Origin of the sequence: Komagataeibacter melaceti, assembly GCF_003403295.1 — a bacterium.
In the GTDB taxonomy this organism is placed as follows: domain Bacteria; phylum Pseudomonadota; class Alphaproteobacteria; order Acetobacterales; family Acetobacteraceae; genus Komagataeibacter; species Komagataeibacter melaceti.
The window spans coordinates 1-13,653 of the sequence record NZ_QUWV01000070.1 but is presented as its reverse complement, the minus strand read 5'-3'; the positions used below and the strand labels follow the sequence as shown (position 1 = coordinate 13,653).

Annotated in this window: 16 protein-coding genes and 1 tRNA gene; 9 read left to right on the top strand and 8 right to left on the bottom strand. The window is 65.8% G+C overall.

Translation table 11 applies throughout. The features are described from left to right. Positions 1-44: 44 nt before the first annotated feature. Entirely contained in the window at positions 45-671 is a 627-nt protein-coding gene (gene thiE, locus DY926_RS08760) for a thiamine phosphate synthase (protein ID WP_116703020.1), read from the top strand. Between the two features lie 27 nt (positions 672-698). Here thiE and epmA read toward each other — a convergent pair whose 3' ends face one another. Further along, positions 699-1,715, bottom strand: coding sequence for an EF-P lysine aminoacylase EpmA (gene epmA / locus DY926_RS08755; protein ID WP_116703019.1), 1,017 nt, complete (start codon positions 1,713-1,715; stop codon positions 699-701). A 51-nt stretch (positions 1,716-1,766) separates the two neighbouring features. Between epmA and DY926_RS08750 the strand changes: the two genes are divergently transcribed. From DY926_RS08750 to DY926_RS08725, 6 genes are all read left to right on the top strand, one after another. Then, positions 1,767-2,846, top strand: a complete 1,080-nt coding sequence (locus tag DY926_RS08750) for a lysine-2,3-aminomutase-like protein (RefSeq protein WP_116703018.1) — start codon at positions 1,767-1,769, stop codon at positions 2,844-2,846. Between the two features lie 86 nt (positions 2,847-2,932). After that, on the top strand, positions 2,933-3,499 hold the full coding sequence (gene efp / locus DY926_RS08745; protein WP_116703017.1) for an elongation factor P: 567 nt from the start codon (positions 2,933-2,935) through the stop codon (positions 3,497-3,499). Between the two features lie 109 nt (positions 3,500-3,608). Next, positions 3,609-4,430 (top strand): inositol monophosphatase family protein, encoded by an 822-nt coding sequence (locus tag DY926_RS08740; protein ID WP_186336122.1) that lies wholly within the window; start codon positions 3,609-3,611, stop codon positions 4,428-4,430. 194 nt (positions 4,431-4,624) lie between these two features. Next, positions 4,625-5,386: an OmpA family protein gene (locus DY926_RS08735; protein WP_116703015.1), complete on the top strand. Its 762-nt coding sequence runs from the start codon at positions 4,625-4,627 to the stop codon at positions 5,384-5,386. Positions 5,387-5,398: 12 nt separating this feature from the next. After that, complete coding sequence (locus DY926_RS08730; protein WP_116703014.1) at positions 5,399-6,445, top strand: flagellar motor protein MotA; 1,047 nt, start codon at positions 5,399-5,401, stop codon at positions 6,443-6,445. 20 nt (positions 6,446-6,465) lie between these two features. After that, positions 6,466-7,428 (top strand): peptidoglycan -binding protein, encoded by a 963-nt coding sequence (locus DY926_RS08725; protein WP_116703013.1) that lies wholly within the window; start codon positions 6,466-6,468, stop codon positions 7,426-7,428. Positions 7,429-7,570: 142 nt separating this feature from the next. Here DY926_RS08725 and DY926_RS08720 read toward each other — a convergent pair whose 3' ends face one another. Together DY926_RS08720 and ykgO are read right to left on the bottom strand one after the other, a co-directional pair. After that, positions 7,571-8,095, bottom strand: a complete 525-nt coding sequence (locus DY926_RS08720; RefSeq protein WP_241503133.1) for a tetratricopeptide repeat protein — start codon at positions 8,093-8,095, stop codon at positions 7,571-7,573. A 166-nt stretch (positions 8,096-8,261) separates the two neighbouring features. Further along, positions 8,262-8,387 carry a type B 50S ribosomal protein L36 gene (gene ykgO, locus DY926_RS08715; RefSeq protein ID WP_003617324.1) on the bottom strand — a complete coding sequence of 42 codons (126 nt, stop codon included), beginning with the start codon at positions 8,385-8,387 and terminating at the stop codon, positions 8,262-8,264. A gap of 405 nt (positions 8,388-8,792) precedes the next feature. Here ykgO and DY926_RS08710 point away from each other — a divergent pair. Both DY926_RS08710 and DY926_RS08705 read left to right on the top strand, forming a co-directional pair. Next, positions 8,793-8,869 (top strand) — tRNA-Asp (locus tag DY926_RS08710). Positions 8,870-9,021: 152 nt separating this feature from the next. Then, positions 9,022-10,119 (top strand): NADH:flavin oxidoreductase/NADH oxidase, encoded by a 1,098-nt coding sequence (locus DY926_RS08705; RefSeq protein WP_116703087.1) that lies wholly within the window; start codon positions 9,022-9,024, stop codon positions 10,117-10,119. Positions 10,120-10,140: 21 nt separating this feature from the next. On the opposite strand, the gene DY926_RS08700 is transcribed toward DY926_RS08705, so the two are convergent. The 5 genes from DY926_RS08700 to pgl all read right to left on the bottom strand — a co-directional run bounded on the left by DY926_RS08700 (position 10,141) and on the right by pgl (position 13,591). Continuing rightward, positions 10,141-10,971 carry a fructosamine kinase family protein gene (locus DY926_RS08700; RefSeq protein WP_116703012.1) on the bottom strand — a complete coding sequence of 277 codons (831 nt, stop codon included), beginning with the start codon at positions 10,969-10,971 and terminating at the stop codon, positions 10,141-10,143. Beyond that, positions 10,968-11,441, bottom strand: a complete 474-nt coding sequence (locus DY926_RS08695; RefSeq protein WP_116703011.1) for a low molecular weight protein-tyrosine-phosphatase — start codon at positions 11,439-11,441, stop codon at positions 10,968-10,970. The genes DY926_RS08700 and DY926_RS08695 overlap by 4 nt, the downstream gene beginning before the upstream one ends. Positions 11,442-11,480: 39 nt before the next feature. Continuing rightward, the gene (locus DY926_RS08690; RefSeq protein WP_186336116.1) at positions 11,481-12,044 is read right to left on the bottom strand and encodes a gluconokinase; all 564 of its coding nucleotides are present in this window, start codon (positions 12,042-12,044) and stop codon (positions 11,481-11,483) included. Further along, positions 12,041-12,745: a ribose-5-phosphate isomerase RpiA gene (rpiA, locus tag DY926_RS08685; RefSeq protein WP_116703009.1), complete on the bottom strand. Its 705-nt coding sequence runs from the start codon at positions 12,743-12,745 to the stop codon at positions 12,041-12,043. Before rpiA ends, DY926_RS08690 begins: the two co-directional genes overlap by 4 nt. A gap of 96 nt (positions 12,746-12,841) precedes the next feature. Then, complete coding sequence (gene pgl, locus DY926_RS08680; protein ID WP_116703008.1) at positions 12,842-13,591, bottom strand: 6-phosphogluconolactonase; 750 nt, start codon at positions 13,589-13,591, stop codon at positions 12,842-12,844. Positions 13,592-13,653: the final 62 nt, after the last annotated feature.

The following is a 13,653-nucleotide window of genomic DNA, read 5'->3' as shown; positions in this document are numbered from 1 at the left end:
GGGGGCTGTTCGCCATCGCCACGGTAGCCTAGGATCGGGCCGACATGACCGATTGCCAGCTTTACCTCATCACGCCCGAATCGCTTGATCCCGTGGCGTTCGCCCCCCGCCTGGCCGAAGCGCTGGATGGCGGCCCCGTTGCCGCCGTGCAGTTGCGCCTGAAAAACGTGGCGGACGACACGCTGCGCCGTGCGGTGGACATCCTCCAGCCCGTGGCCCATGCGCGCGATGTGGCCTTCATTCTCAATGACCGCCCCGACCTTGCCGTTTCCTGCGGGTGCGACGGCGCGCATGTGGGCATGGACGATACCGACGTGGCCACCGCGCGCCGCATACTGGGTGATGACCTGCAACTGGGCGTCTCGTGCTACGACAGCCGCGACATGGCCCTGCGCGCGGGGGAAGGCGGGGCTGACTACGTGGCGTTCGGGGCGTTTTTCCCCTCCCCGTCCAAGGAAACGGAAGTCCGGGCCGATCCGTCCCTGCTGACATGGTGGAGCAGCATGATCGAACTGCCCGTGGTGGCCATTGGCGGCATAACCCCCGCCAACTGCGCGCCGCTCGTGCGCGCGGGGGCGGATTTCCTGGCGGTGATCAGCGCCGTATGGTCCCACCCCGATGGCCCGGCCGCCGGTGTGCGGGCCATGAACGCGGCCATCGAGGCGGCCTGAAATCCGGCGCGCGGCCCGAAGGCAGCGTTACGATCCCAGCCACTGTACATCGGCAATGCGCCCCGTGCCCGCCGCCAGCATGACCAGACGGTCAAACCCCAGCGCGATGCCCGCGCAGGGGGGCAGGCTGTCGAGTGCTGCGAGAAAGGCCTCGTCAAGCGGCCAGTCCAGCCCGCCCTCATGGGGGTAGAGTTCCGTGCGGCGGGCGCGGTCCACCATGAAACGCTGGCGCTGCTCGGCGCTGTCGGTCAGTTCCTCGAAGGCGTTGGCCAGTTCGATCCCGCCCGCATACAGTTCAAAACGCAGCGCAACACGCGGGTCCGCCGGGTCGCGGCGGGCAAGGGCCGCCTGGCTGGCGGGCCAGTGTGTCAGGAATGTCGGGCGCGTCCGGCCGATATGGGGTTCGATGCGGGCCATCATCAGGCGGAAGAACAGGTCTTCCCACGTCTCGCCCGCACGTAGCGTGCAGCCTGCGGCATCGGCCAGGGCGGCAGCGTTCCCCTCGGTCGCCAGAATGTCCACCCCGGCATAACGGTGAAAGGCATCCGCGACCGACAGCCTCTCGAACGCGGGCGCAATGCCGATTTCAGCACCCCCCGCCCGCACGACGGGCGGCAGCACCGCGCGGAGCAGGGCCTCCGTCTCATCCATCAGGGCGGAAAGGGTCGCACCGGGGCGGTACCATTCCAGCATGGTGAACTCATGCGCGTGCAGGTGGCTGCCTTCCGCGTTCCGCCATACCCGGGCAAGCTGGTACACCGGCAGGCCGGTCGCGGCCACGATGCGCTTCATGGCGAATTCCGGGCTGGTATGCAGCCATAATGGCTGGATCGCGCCATCCGGCCCGACCCGCTCGGTGCGGAATACCTTCAGGTGCACTTCCTCGCCCGGAGTCGGGACGGCGCAGGGGGTTTCAACTTCCACATAGCCACGGGCATCGAAAAACGCCCTGATCCCGCGCCGCACCAGATTACGCCGCAGCAGGAAGGGCAGACGGTCCACAATCCGGTCCGGATCGGCGGAAGCGGGAACAGAATCGGGCATGGGGCGGCATCTCCGGTTGCAGCGGCTACGGGGGCGCAGTACAGCCCCGGCATGACATCCGCGGTCAATCCCCCCCGTTCCGGGCCACGGGCCATCACGCGCACCCTGCGCAGCGTGACGGACCTGCTTGATGCCGGGCTGGTTCCCCCCACGCAGGCACCGGAGCTGGAGCAGGTGGCCCGGCAGTATGCCACCGCCATCCCGCCCGCCTTCGCCAGCCTGATCGAAACGCCGGATGACCCGATCGGGCGGCAGGTCATTCCCCACCCGTCGGAATGCCATACGGAAGCGGCGGAAGATCCCGACCCGATCGGGGATGACGCGCTCTCCCCCGTGCCGGGCATCGTGCACCGTTATGCCGACCGCGCGCTGCTCAAGCCCCTGCTGGTCTGCCCGCTCTACTGCCGCTTCTGTTTCCGCCGCGAGCATGTCGGCCCCGGTGGCGGCGTGCTGGATGACGCGGCACTGGCGCGCGCGCTCGACTGGCTGCGCACGCATACCGACATACACGAAGTGGTCATGACCGGGGGCGATCCGCTCATGCTCTCGCCACGGCGGATGCGCGCGATCATGACCGCGCTGGAAGGCATGGCGCATATCCACACCATCCGCATCCATTCACGCGTGCCGGTTGCCGACCCGGAGCGACTGGATGCGGAGATGGCGGAGGCGCTGGACACCACGCGCTCCATGTGGCTGGTGGTGCATGTCAATCACGCACGCGAACTGACCCCGCAGGCCCGCGCCGCCATACGCCGGGTGCAGGCGCGCGCCATTCCCGTGCTGGGGCAGTCGGTGCTGCTGCGCGGGGTGAACGACACGCCCGAAGCCATGGAAGACCTGCTGCGCGCGCAGGTTGCCGCCCGTATCCGCCCGTATTACCTGCACCAGCTTGACCCCGCCCCCGGCACCGCGCGCTTCCACGTGCCCATACGCGAGGGGCAGCGCCTGCTGGCCGGCCTGCGCGGGCGGGTGACGGGCATCGCGTGGCCCACCTATGTGCTGGACATTCCCGGTGGCCATGGCAAGGTGCCCATCGCACCCGATTACCTGCATACGGGGCCGGACGGCCACCTGCGCGTGCGTGCACCCGATGGCACGATCCACCGGCTTGCGCGCGAACGCGGCTGAAAAGACAGCCGCAAACCTTGCCCTTCCGCGCCGGGGACGCTAGAAGCCGAACCGCCATACTTCCCATAACCATTACAGGGACCACCATGAAGCAGCAGGCAAACCTGATCCGTGCCGGGCAGGTCATCGAGCACGACGGCCGTCGCTGGACGGTCCTGAAGCAGCAGATCATCACCCCCGGTAAGGGCGGCGCGTTCATCCAGGTCGAGATGCGCGACCTCAAGACCGGCAACAAGACCAACGAACGCTGGCGCACCGCCGACAGCGTCGAGCGCCTGATGACCGAGGAGAAGGAATACACCTACTCCTACATGGACGGTGACAACATCGTGCTGATGGACCCCGAGACGTTCGAGCAGCTTCTCCTGCCGCTGGACCTGCTGGGCGACCAGGCCCCGTTCCTTCAGGACAACATGACGCTGGTGCTCAACCTGGTGGAAGGCGACCCGGTTGGCGTGGTCCTGCCCGCGCAGGTCACGCTGGAAGTGGTCGAGGCCGACCCCGTGGTCAAGGGCCAGACGGCCAGCTCGTCCTACAAGCCCGCGCGCCTGTCCAACGGCGTGAAGACCATGGTGCCCCCCTTCATCGAAGCGGGCGAGCACATCGTGGTCCGCACCGAGGACAGCACCTACGTCGAGCGCGCCAAGTCCTGATCCCGCCCGCCATGCCGGGGCGTGAAAATGCCCCGCATGGCCGGTTTTTCCAGCCCCTTACCCATTTCCCGTTCCACCGCCGAACTAGACAGGACCGATCACCGTGGCAATGCGACTCTCTCCCCATATGACGGTGATGCAGAACGCTGCCCAGAAGGCCGCACGCCGTCTTCTGCGTGACTTCAATGAAGTCGAGCAGCTTCAGGTCAGCATCAAGGGCCCTGGCGATTTCGTGTCGCAGGCCGACCTGCGGGCCGAAACCACCATCCGCGAGGAACTGGCCCGCGCACGCCCCGGCTACGCCTTCCTGATGGAAGAAAGCGGTGCTTCGGGGAGCGAGGGATGGACGTGGCGCTGGATCGTGGACCCGCTGGACGGCACGACCAACTTCCTGCACGGCATCCCGCACTGGGCCATCTCGATCGGGCTGCAGCGCCGCCTGCCCGATGGCACGATCGAGATCGTGGCCGGGCTGGTCTATAACCCCGCCGCCAATGAGATGTTCTGGGCGGAAAAGGGCGTGGGCGCGTTCCTGAACGACCGCCGCCTGCGTGTGTCCGGCCGTCGTTCCATGCATGAGGCCCTGTTCGCCACCGGCATCCCGTTTGCCAAGGTTCCGGCACGCGCACGGCTGTCCTTTGCCCGCACGCTGGGCGCGCTCATGCCGCAGGTTGCCGGTATCCGCCGATTCGGCGCGGCGGCGCTCGACCTCGCATGGGTCGCGGCGGGTCGTTACGATGGCTACTGGGAACTGGGCATCAAGCCGTGGGACTGTGCCGCGGGCATCCTGCTGGTGCGCGAGGCCGGTGGCTACGCGACGGACCCGGCTGGCGTGGACCTGAACGACCTGGGTTCCTCCATCGACGCGGTTGTCGCCAACCCGAACATGCATGGCCCGCTGCGTGAACTGGTTGCCAGCAGCATCGACTAACCACCTGTCCGGAAACGGATAAAGGTTTCCGGCCGCCGCCTTTTCCCCAAAAGGCGGCGTTGCCTGCAGCCTTCCTGGAGCACATCTCCATCCTTCAGGCCGCACCCGTGTCACCGCACTGCCTCCCTGCCGGGATGGCCGCCGGTGTTTTGCCGATTGCAGCATCCAACATCGCCCGGTAGCCTGCCGGGGCGATGTATCATATCTCTCCCTCCCTCCCGTTTTTCCGCCGCTACCTGCGCGGCCTGGCCCTGCTGGGCGCCGTGGGCTGCGGGCTGTCCGGCCCGGGGCAGAACGCCCATGCGCAGGTTACGACCAGCACAAGCGCGCTCGACGCCCTTGGCGCGCCCCAGCGCCCGGCGGCCACACCCCATGCGGGCGAGGCCACGAGTGGCAGCACGGGCACGGACATTCCGGGCAGTCACGCCCCGGCATCGGCCATCGCATCGCCCGCCGCCCTGGCATCGCTGCCACCCGTCGCCACCCAGCCGCCCGACAACCCCGTGCTGCGGCCGCCGGAACTGCATGTGCCCGCCCACCCGCTGCCGCTGCCGCCGGAAGTCAAGGCCGACCCGCAGGCGCGCGGGCGGGCGGAACGGATTCCCGGTGGCACGCGCCTGCACTTCACCATGCAGTCCGCGGCCATGAATTCGCGCATGATTACGGCCCTGCAAACATTTGCCACAATCATGAACCGGCTGCCCGACCAGCACGTCAACATCGCCGCTTATGGCGAGGGCCGGCGGGATGATCCCTCTACACCCCGCCGTGTTGCGCTGTCGCGCGGGCTTGCGGCACGATCGGTGCTGATCCATGCAGGTGTAGCACCCACGCGCATCTACGTCCGCGCGGTCGGCCTGCCCGATGAAAACGCGCAGGGAGCCGGAGCGGATTGTATTGACGTTACCCGTTCGGGTGTGGTGGCCTCGGCTTCCACCAGTCCACCTGCGCATTAAGGAAACCATTGCGTGACACGTCCGACGACCTATCTTGTACGGGTTCTGCTGTTTCTTCTGGCGGTCGGGGGTGTCACAGCCCTGCTTTCCTCCACACTTTACCAGGCATTCTGCAACAACCCCTATCTGGACGGGCTGATCGTCGGCATCCTGCTGCTGGGTATCGGGTGGAACATCACCATGATCCTGCGGCTGATCCCGGAGGTACGCTGGGTCAGCATCCTGCGCCACCCGCGTGACGGGCTGACCACCCCGCCGCCGCCGCGCCTGCTTGCCCCCATGGCCTCCATGCTGGCCACGCATGAAAAGGGGCGCAGGCTGACCCTGTCCGCCCCGGTCATGCAGTCGCTGCTCGACAGCCTCTCCGCCCGGCTCGATGAGGGGCGTGAACTCTCGCGCTACCTGACGGGCCTGCTGATCTTCCTCGGCCTGCTGGGCACGTTTTACGGGCTGCTGCTGACCGTTGGCTCCATTGCTGATGTGATCGGGAACATGAGCGTTGGCAGCGGCGACATGAATGTCATGTTCGACCAGCTCAAATCCGGCCTTGCCGGGCCGCTGCACGGCATGGGCACGGCATTTTCGGGCTCCATGTTCGGGCTGGCGGGTGCGCTGGTGCTGGGTTTTCTGGACCTGACCGCCGGACAGGCCCAGACCCGCTTTTTCAACGAGCTGGAGGAATGGCTGGCCAGCATCACCCGGCTTTCGGCCACAGGGCTGCAGGTTGGCGGCAATGACGCCAGCATTCCGGCCTATGTGCAGGCATTGCTGGAACATACCGCCGAGAACATGGAAAAGCTTCAGGTCCTGCTGGCCCGTAGCGAGGAAATCCGCGCGCAGGAACAGCGCCTGCTGACCGCGCTGAACGACCGTCTGGCCCAGATGGCCGACAGCCGTGCCGATGACCACCTGCAGGGAATCGAATCCCTGCTGGCCCGCCTGGTGCAGGAATCAGCGGCGGGACGGGAGCAGATGGCGACCGACATCCGCAATGACCTGCGCCTGCTTGCCCGCACCATTGCCGCGAGCGCCCCCGGAATGAACCATTCCGCCTCCTGATCGCATATAAGGTTCACCCCATGGCGCGCCGCTCCCGTCGCTCGATCCGTTCCGAACTGAATGCCTGGCCCGGCTATGTCGATGCGCTGTCCACGCTGCTGATGGTCATCATCTTCGTGCTGCTTGTTTTCGTGCTGGGGCAGGCCTTCCTGTCCGTCGCGCTGAACAAGCGCCAGCAGGCGCTGACCCAGCTTGAGCATGAAGTGACCCGGCTGGGCCAGATGCTCTCGCTGGAGCGCAGCCACACAAGCGCGCTGCAGCACGAGGTCGCGACCCTGCAGAAAGCACATGAGGCGGATGTGGCCACCGCCACGTCACTGACCGCACAGCTCAACCAGCAGACCACCGAACGCGACAGCGCGCAGGCCCACGCCACCGCGCTGGATGAACAGGTTGCCCAGCTCCGCCAGCAGCTCAGCGCCATTGCGAGCGTGCTGGATGTTACGGAAAACGAGGTGCATGACCGCGACCGGAAGATCGACAACCTCGGCCTGCAGCTCAACGTGGCGCTGGCGGAAAAAGTGGAGCAGTTGCAGCATTACCGCTCCGAATTCTTCGGCCGCCTGCGTGATGTCATGCAGAACCACAAGGGCGTGCAGATTGTAGGGGACCGCTTCGTATTCCAGAGCGAGGTCCTGTTCCCCCCCGGCGGGGCCGAACTCTCACCCGAGGGTGTGCAGGAAATCAAGATTCTGGCCGCAACCCTGCGGCAGGTCGCCCAGGAAATCCCGGCCGATGTGCCATGGATACTGCGTGTGGACGGGCATGCCGACCGCCAGCCGATCCACTCCGCCTTTGCCAGCAACTGGGAGCTGTCTTCCGCCCGCGCCATTACCGTGGTCAAGCTGCTGATTGCCGAAGGGATCAGCCCGCGCCATCTGGCCGCCACCGGCTTTTCCGATTACCAGCCGCTGGACCCCGGCACGACGCCCGAAGCCTTTGCACGTAACCGGCGCATCGAATTCCGCCTGACCGACCGCTGAAGGCCCCGGTCAGGTTCGGGGCACAGATTAACAATTTTTGGTGAAGCTCTTTGCAAGAAGCTTCAGGAACGCCGCCTTTTTGAAAAAAGGCGGCACCCAGAAATTTCTGTCTTCTACGGGACCGGTTTGCCGGGCGTGGCGTTCAGGTTGGCTGGCCAAAAGCCTTCAGGCGCAGGCGTTCCGTCTCATGCGCGGCGTCGGGCGTTGTCGGGTCGAGTTGCAGCACATGCTGCCATGCCTTCCACGCGGCCTGCCAGTCGCCACGTATTTCCTCGACATTGACAAGGATTTTCCATGCCATGAGGTCGCGCCCGTCATGATGCAGGGCCACACCCAGATCGGCCACCGCGCCATCGGGGTTGGCGGCGGCCAGCCGTGCCTGCGCACGGTTGCGCCACAGCACCTCAATATCAGGCTGGAGCAGCAGGGCGTCATCCATGTCCTGCACGGCATCAAGCGGGCGCTGGGCGTCCAGATCATCCTGCGCGCGGCGCAGCAGCAGGCTGGTGGTGGGCGCCAGATCCTTCATGCGTAACTGTTCGATCCGGCCCAGAAGGTCGTGCGCGCCGTTGGCCGTGGCGGCATGGGCCAGTTCCGTTTCCAGTTCCGCAATCGTGGGCGGGGCGGCAGGCCGTGACGTGGCGGGCGGCCCCGCATGCTGGCCCACGCCATGGGGGCCAGGAGCCTGCGCCCATGCTGCGGGCGCACCGGCCAGAGCTGTTATTACAAGAAAGTGTACGCACGAAAAGCCACGAACACAGGTTGTTAAAAACCTGTCTGCGCGGCTTTGCGGCTGTTCAGGAAGAACGTTGACGGTCAAGGCCGTCAGGCAATCAGCCCTGACGGGCCTTCATGCGCGGGTTCTTCTTGTTGATGACATAGACCTTGCCCCGACGACGGACCACGCGGCAGTCCTTGTCGCGAACCTTGGCCGATTTCAGGCTGTTTCTGATTTTCATGATCCGACCCTCGACTAGCGGCGGAATACCGCCAAAGAGGCGCCCGAATACCCTTCCCTGCGGCAGGAGTCAACTCCATGCCCGGATTCTGGCGTCATTTAGGGCGGGATTCTCCCTTTCCGACAGCTTCCGGCAAAAAAGGCACAATGTCAGAGGGCACATACGGCAGTCCATATCGCGCCCATAAACCGCACCACCTGCCCGGCAGCGGAGAATCGACCATGCACCGTACCCACGGTCCGCGCCCTGCGGGTCAATTCTCCTCCCCTGACGCACCTTTACGCAAAAATGCCCTGAACCTGCCCGTCATGACGTTTTTTTTTGCCTGCCCTGTTGCCATGAGGGGAGCAGCCTGTTATTTGCCCTCTCACCGAACGGTTGCAGCCCCACGGGGCAGTAACGGATGCGGGTGTAGCTCAGTTGGTTAGAGCGCCGGCCTGTCACGCCGGAGGTCGCGGGTTCGAGCCCCGTCACTCGCGCCATTTCCCGGTGCCCCTCCCAAATACATATATATTCCATGCCCTGTGCAAGTCGTGATGGCATCCGTGCCGTCCATGCATGCCTGTACGCATTGCGTCATCTGGGCCATGGGGTCAGTCTGTCTGCCTGTTCGCGGTAAACGGATACCAATATGATGACTGACCTCTTTACCCCCTACACGCTCAAGGGCGAGACCCTGCGCAACCGCATCGTGGTTTCCCCCATGTGCCAGTACATGGCGGTCGAGGGCATGGTAAATGACTGGCATAATGTCCATTACCCCACCCTGGCCCGTGGCGGCGCGGGGCTGGTGGTGGTCGAGGCCACGGCCGTCTCACCCGAGGGGCGGATCACGCCGGGTTGTCTGGGCCTGTGGAATGACGCGCAGGCCGATGCCTTCCGCCCGCTGGTGCGCGCCATACGCGACGCAGGCGCGGTGCCCGGCATCCAGATCGCCCATGCAGGCCGCAAGGCCAGCGCCAACCGCCCGTGGGAAGGCGATGACCACATCGCAGCCGATGACCCGCGCGGGTGGGAAACCATAGCCCCCTCCGCCCTGGCCTTTGGCGCGGGCCTGCCCAAGGTGCCACGTGCCATGACGATGGCGGACATAACCCGCGTGCGGCAGGATTTCGTGGCCAGCGCCCGGCGCGCGCGGGATGCGGGGTTTGGCTGGCTCATGCTGCACTTCGCCCATGGCTATCTTGCGCAGAGCTTCCTGTCGGTCCACTCCAACCAGCGTGACGACAGCTATGGCGGAAGCCTTGAAAACCGCGCCCGCTTTCTGGTGGAGACATTGCAGGAAGTCCGCGCCGTCTGGCCGGAGGACCGTCCCCTCAGCGCCCGTCTGGGCATGATCGAGTTCGACGGGCAGGATGAGCAGACGCTGCGCGACGCCATTACGGTGGCCAGGACCCTGCGCGACTCCGGACTGGACTTTCTTGATGTCAGCATCGGCTTTTCCACACCGGAAGCGAAAATTCCGTGGGGTCCGTCCTTCATGGCGCCCATCGCGCAACGCGTACGCCAAGAAACCGGGCTGCCGGTCGCCACAAGCTGGTATCTGGGCAATGCGCAGGCCATTGACGGGCTGATCCGTGACGAACGGATCGATCTGGCCATGATTGGCCGTCCCTTCCTTGAAAACCCGCACTGGCCCTATGCCGCGGCCCGCACGCTGGGGCGCGAGGATGCGCCGTGGGTACTGCCCGCGCCCTATGCCCACTGGCTGGCGCGCTACCGCTCACTCTGATCGTGGCGGGCGCGAATGGCCTCAGCCGCCATTCGCGCCCGTGGCATCCAGATAATGCGCCACCAGCGGCATGTAGGTGGGACCAAACAGGCGCAGGTGCACCAGCGCGGTCCATAGCCGGTAGATCGCGAATCGGACCTCGTATCCCGCCTCAAGCGGTCCATGGGCTGCATAGAATGTCGGGGCGGGCCGGTCGAATATGCCAGCGGTGGCCAGATCGACCTCCGCATGCCCGTAATAGCAGCACGGGTCGATCAGCCCGGAAACCCGTCCCCCTGACACCAGCACATTGCCGCCCCACAGGTCACCATGCAGCAGGGATGCCGCAGGCCTTTCGGGCAGCAGGTCAGGCAGGCGGCGCATGAGGGCCTCAAGCTGGCGGGCAAGGTCTATGCCCACATGCTCCAGATGCACGCCAATACGCTGCTGCGCCCAGAACTCCGGCCAGCTACGTGACCATGTATTGCACACGGGCAACGTGCCAAAGGCGTAATCCGTAGGCCATCCGTAACAGGCCTCATCCGGCTGCGGGGGCCTGCCTGCATGGGCCTGCGCCAGCACGTGCCCCAGATCCAGCCAGCCGCTCGACAGCGTGCCATCGGCGGGCAGGTATTGCAGAACCAGCGCATCCTCATCCACGCCCAGCACCTGCGGCACCGGCGCGCCGGTACGGCCAAGGCTGCGCAGCATGTCCGCTTCCGCCACCGGGTCGGGGCCGTTCTTGACCACGACCTTGCGCCCGTCATTCAGGTAAAGCAGCAGCGTATGGGCAATGTCCCCGCCCTGCAGGGCCTGCCAGTTCCATATCTGCGCGCCCAGCAGGGCCGCGCCATGCCGGGCCAGGCGGCTCATGACCGGCTCCGCAATTTCCTGACCAGCCCTTCCGCCCCGGCCGTCACGTCGCGCCATGTGGTGTCAAACGCGCTGGCCGGGCTGTAATAGGGGTCCGCCACGCTCTGGCCCTGCCGTCCGGGCACATGGTCCAGCAGCAGCGAGACTTCGGCGCGGCTGCCCGGCGGGCGGATGGAGAGCAGGTGCTCAAGGTTGGCGCGGTCCAGCGCCACGATATGGGTAAAGCGCGCGAAATCCGTCACCTTGACCACGCGCGCGCGGTAGCTGGTTATGTCGATCCCGTGCCGCCGGGCCACGCTGCAGGCCCGCTGGTCCGGCGGGGCGCCCACATGCCAGCTTCCCGTTCCTGCCGAATCGACCGTAACCGCCAGCCCCGCCTTTGTCGCGACGTGACGGAACGCGGCCTCCGCCAACGGGGAGCGGCAGATATTTCCCATGCAGACGAACAGGACGGCGGGCGTGGGGGTCATTTATCCTCGGAACCGGATGGTGAAAGGGAAAAGCGGCCCCTACCCCGCATGATCGCGTTCGGGAAACCGCTGCTTCAGCAGGCCAAGGGTCTCGGCAATCAGTTCGGCGGGGGTTGCCTCCAGATGCACCACGATCGGATGTTCGTCCGGCGTGGGCGGCTCCAGCGTGGCAAGCTGGCTGGGCAGCAGGCTTGCGGGCATGTAATGCCCGCGCCGCCGCTTGAGCCGGTCGTACAGCGTGTCCTCAGGTATTTCCAGATAGACGAACACGATGCCCTCCGCCCCATCGGAGCGCAGCAGGTCACGATAGGACCGCTTGAGCGCCGAACAGGTCAGGATACCCCCCTGCCCTGACGCCACGCGCTTGAGCAGCCAGTCATGGCAGGCCGTAAGCCATGGCAGGCGGTCGGCATCGGTCAGGGGAATTCCGGCGGCCATTTTCGCCACATTGGCCGGGGGGTGCAGCAGGTCACCTTCCTGATAGGGCCAGCCCAGCAGGTTATGCAGCCCCTCCGCCAGCGTGGTCTTGCCACAGCCCGACACGCCCATGATCACGATGACCTTTGGCTGGACGCCCTGGTCGGACAATCCCCGCCCGGTCATGACGCGCGCAGTCTCTGCAGGCCGCCCGCCGTGGCCACGATCACTTCCGACGTGCGGCCGATGAACAGCCCCGTCTCGATCACGCCCACCACCCGGTCAAGCTGGAGCTGGAGCTTTTCCGAATCCGCGATCTCGCCAAAATGGCAGTCGAGGATCATGTTGCCACCATCGGTCACGAACACGTTGCCGCTGCGGTCCAGCCGCTGCGTCACCCGCGCGCCAAGTGCTTCAAGCCTGCGCGCAGTGCTGGTCCAGCCAAAGGATGCGACCTCTACCGGCACGGGCACGCGCGCGCCCAGACGGTCCACCAGCTTGCTGTCATCCACCACAACCACGAACCGGCGCGAGGCGGCGGCCACGATCTTTTCCCGGAACAGTGCGCCCCCCAGACCCTTGATCAGGTTGAGGGTGCCACGCTCGACCTCATCCGCGCCATCAATGTCGATGTCGATCTCGGGATGGGTGGCGAACGTGACCAGCTTGATCCCGTGGGAACGCGCCTGCTCGGCTGAATGTTCCGAAGTGGGGATGGCGCAGAACCGCAGCCCTTCCGCCCAGCGGCGGCCCAGTTCCTCGATCATGAAGGCGGAGGTGCTGCCCGAACCCAGGCCGACCACCATGCCTTCCTTGACCATGTCGGCGGCTTCGATCGCCGCCTGCCGCTTCAGTTCCGCCCTCGGGTCCGCATTATGCGTGGACATGCGCTGTTTCCTCTCCTGCGGGACATTTCTTTCGGGTGTCCCGTCTTTTCTTATTTGCCTTGCTGCGTATCACCGCCCGTGCGGCGCATCATGCATTTATTGTCCCGCCGCCGCCGTGTCCATAAGCCACGTCAGGTCTCCCTCGGTGGTGATGTGGCTTGCGGGTTCCGCCGGGTCGCCCGCGCGCACTCGGGCGAAGGCCTCGCGCTTGCCCGCCCCGGCCAGCATGAACACCACATGCCGGCTGGAATGGATGGCAGGATAGGTCAGGGTCAGGCGCGTATGCGGCGCGTCATCGGGCACGCAGGTCGAGACCCACAGCTTCCTTTCCTCCAGCACCGGCTGGCGCGGGAAAAGCGATGCGGTATGCCCGTTATCGCCCAGCCCCAGCATCACCACGTCAAACAGCGGGCGGCCGGGTTCCAGCACCTTGCCGCCATAGACCTTTTCCAGCTCCGCCTGGTATTTCGCCGCCGCCTGCGCCGGGTCGCCCGATGTGGGCATGGGATGCACGTTGCCGGGCGGCACCGGCACATGGGCCAGCATTTCCGTCTCCACCATGTGGTAGTTGCTGGCCGGGTCGCTGGCCGGCACGAAACGCTCGTCACCAAAGAAGAACTGCGTGTTCGCCCACGGGAAACGGTCGCGATATTCGTCCGACGCCAGGATCTGGTACAGCCGCCTGGGCGTGGACCCGCCCGACAGCGCCAGCACGAACGGGCCGCCCTTCTTGGCCAGCGCCTGTTCGGTCAGCCATCTGGCCATATGCCGGGCAATGGCTTCCCCGTCCGGCAGGACCACCATGGTCCCGGTCTTCACATCATGTCCACCAGTCATGTCATGCATCTCCCAGCACGTATTTCTCGATGCCATTGGCGAATCCTTCCTCCTCGCAGGAGGTGGAGACG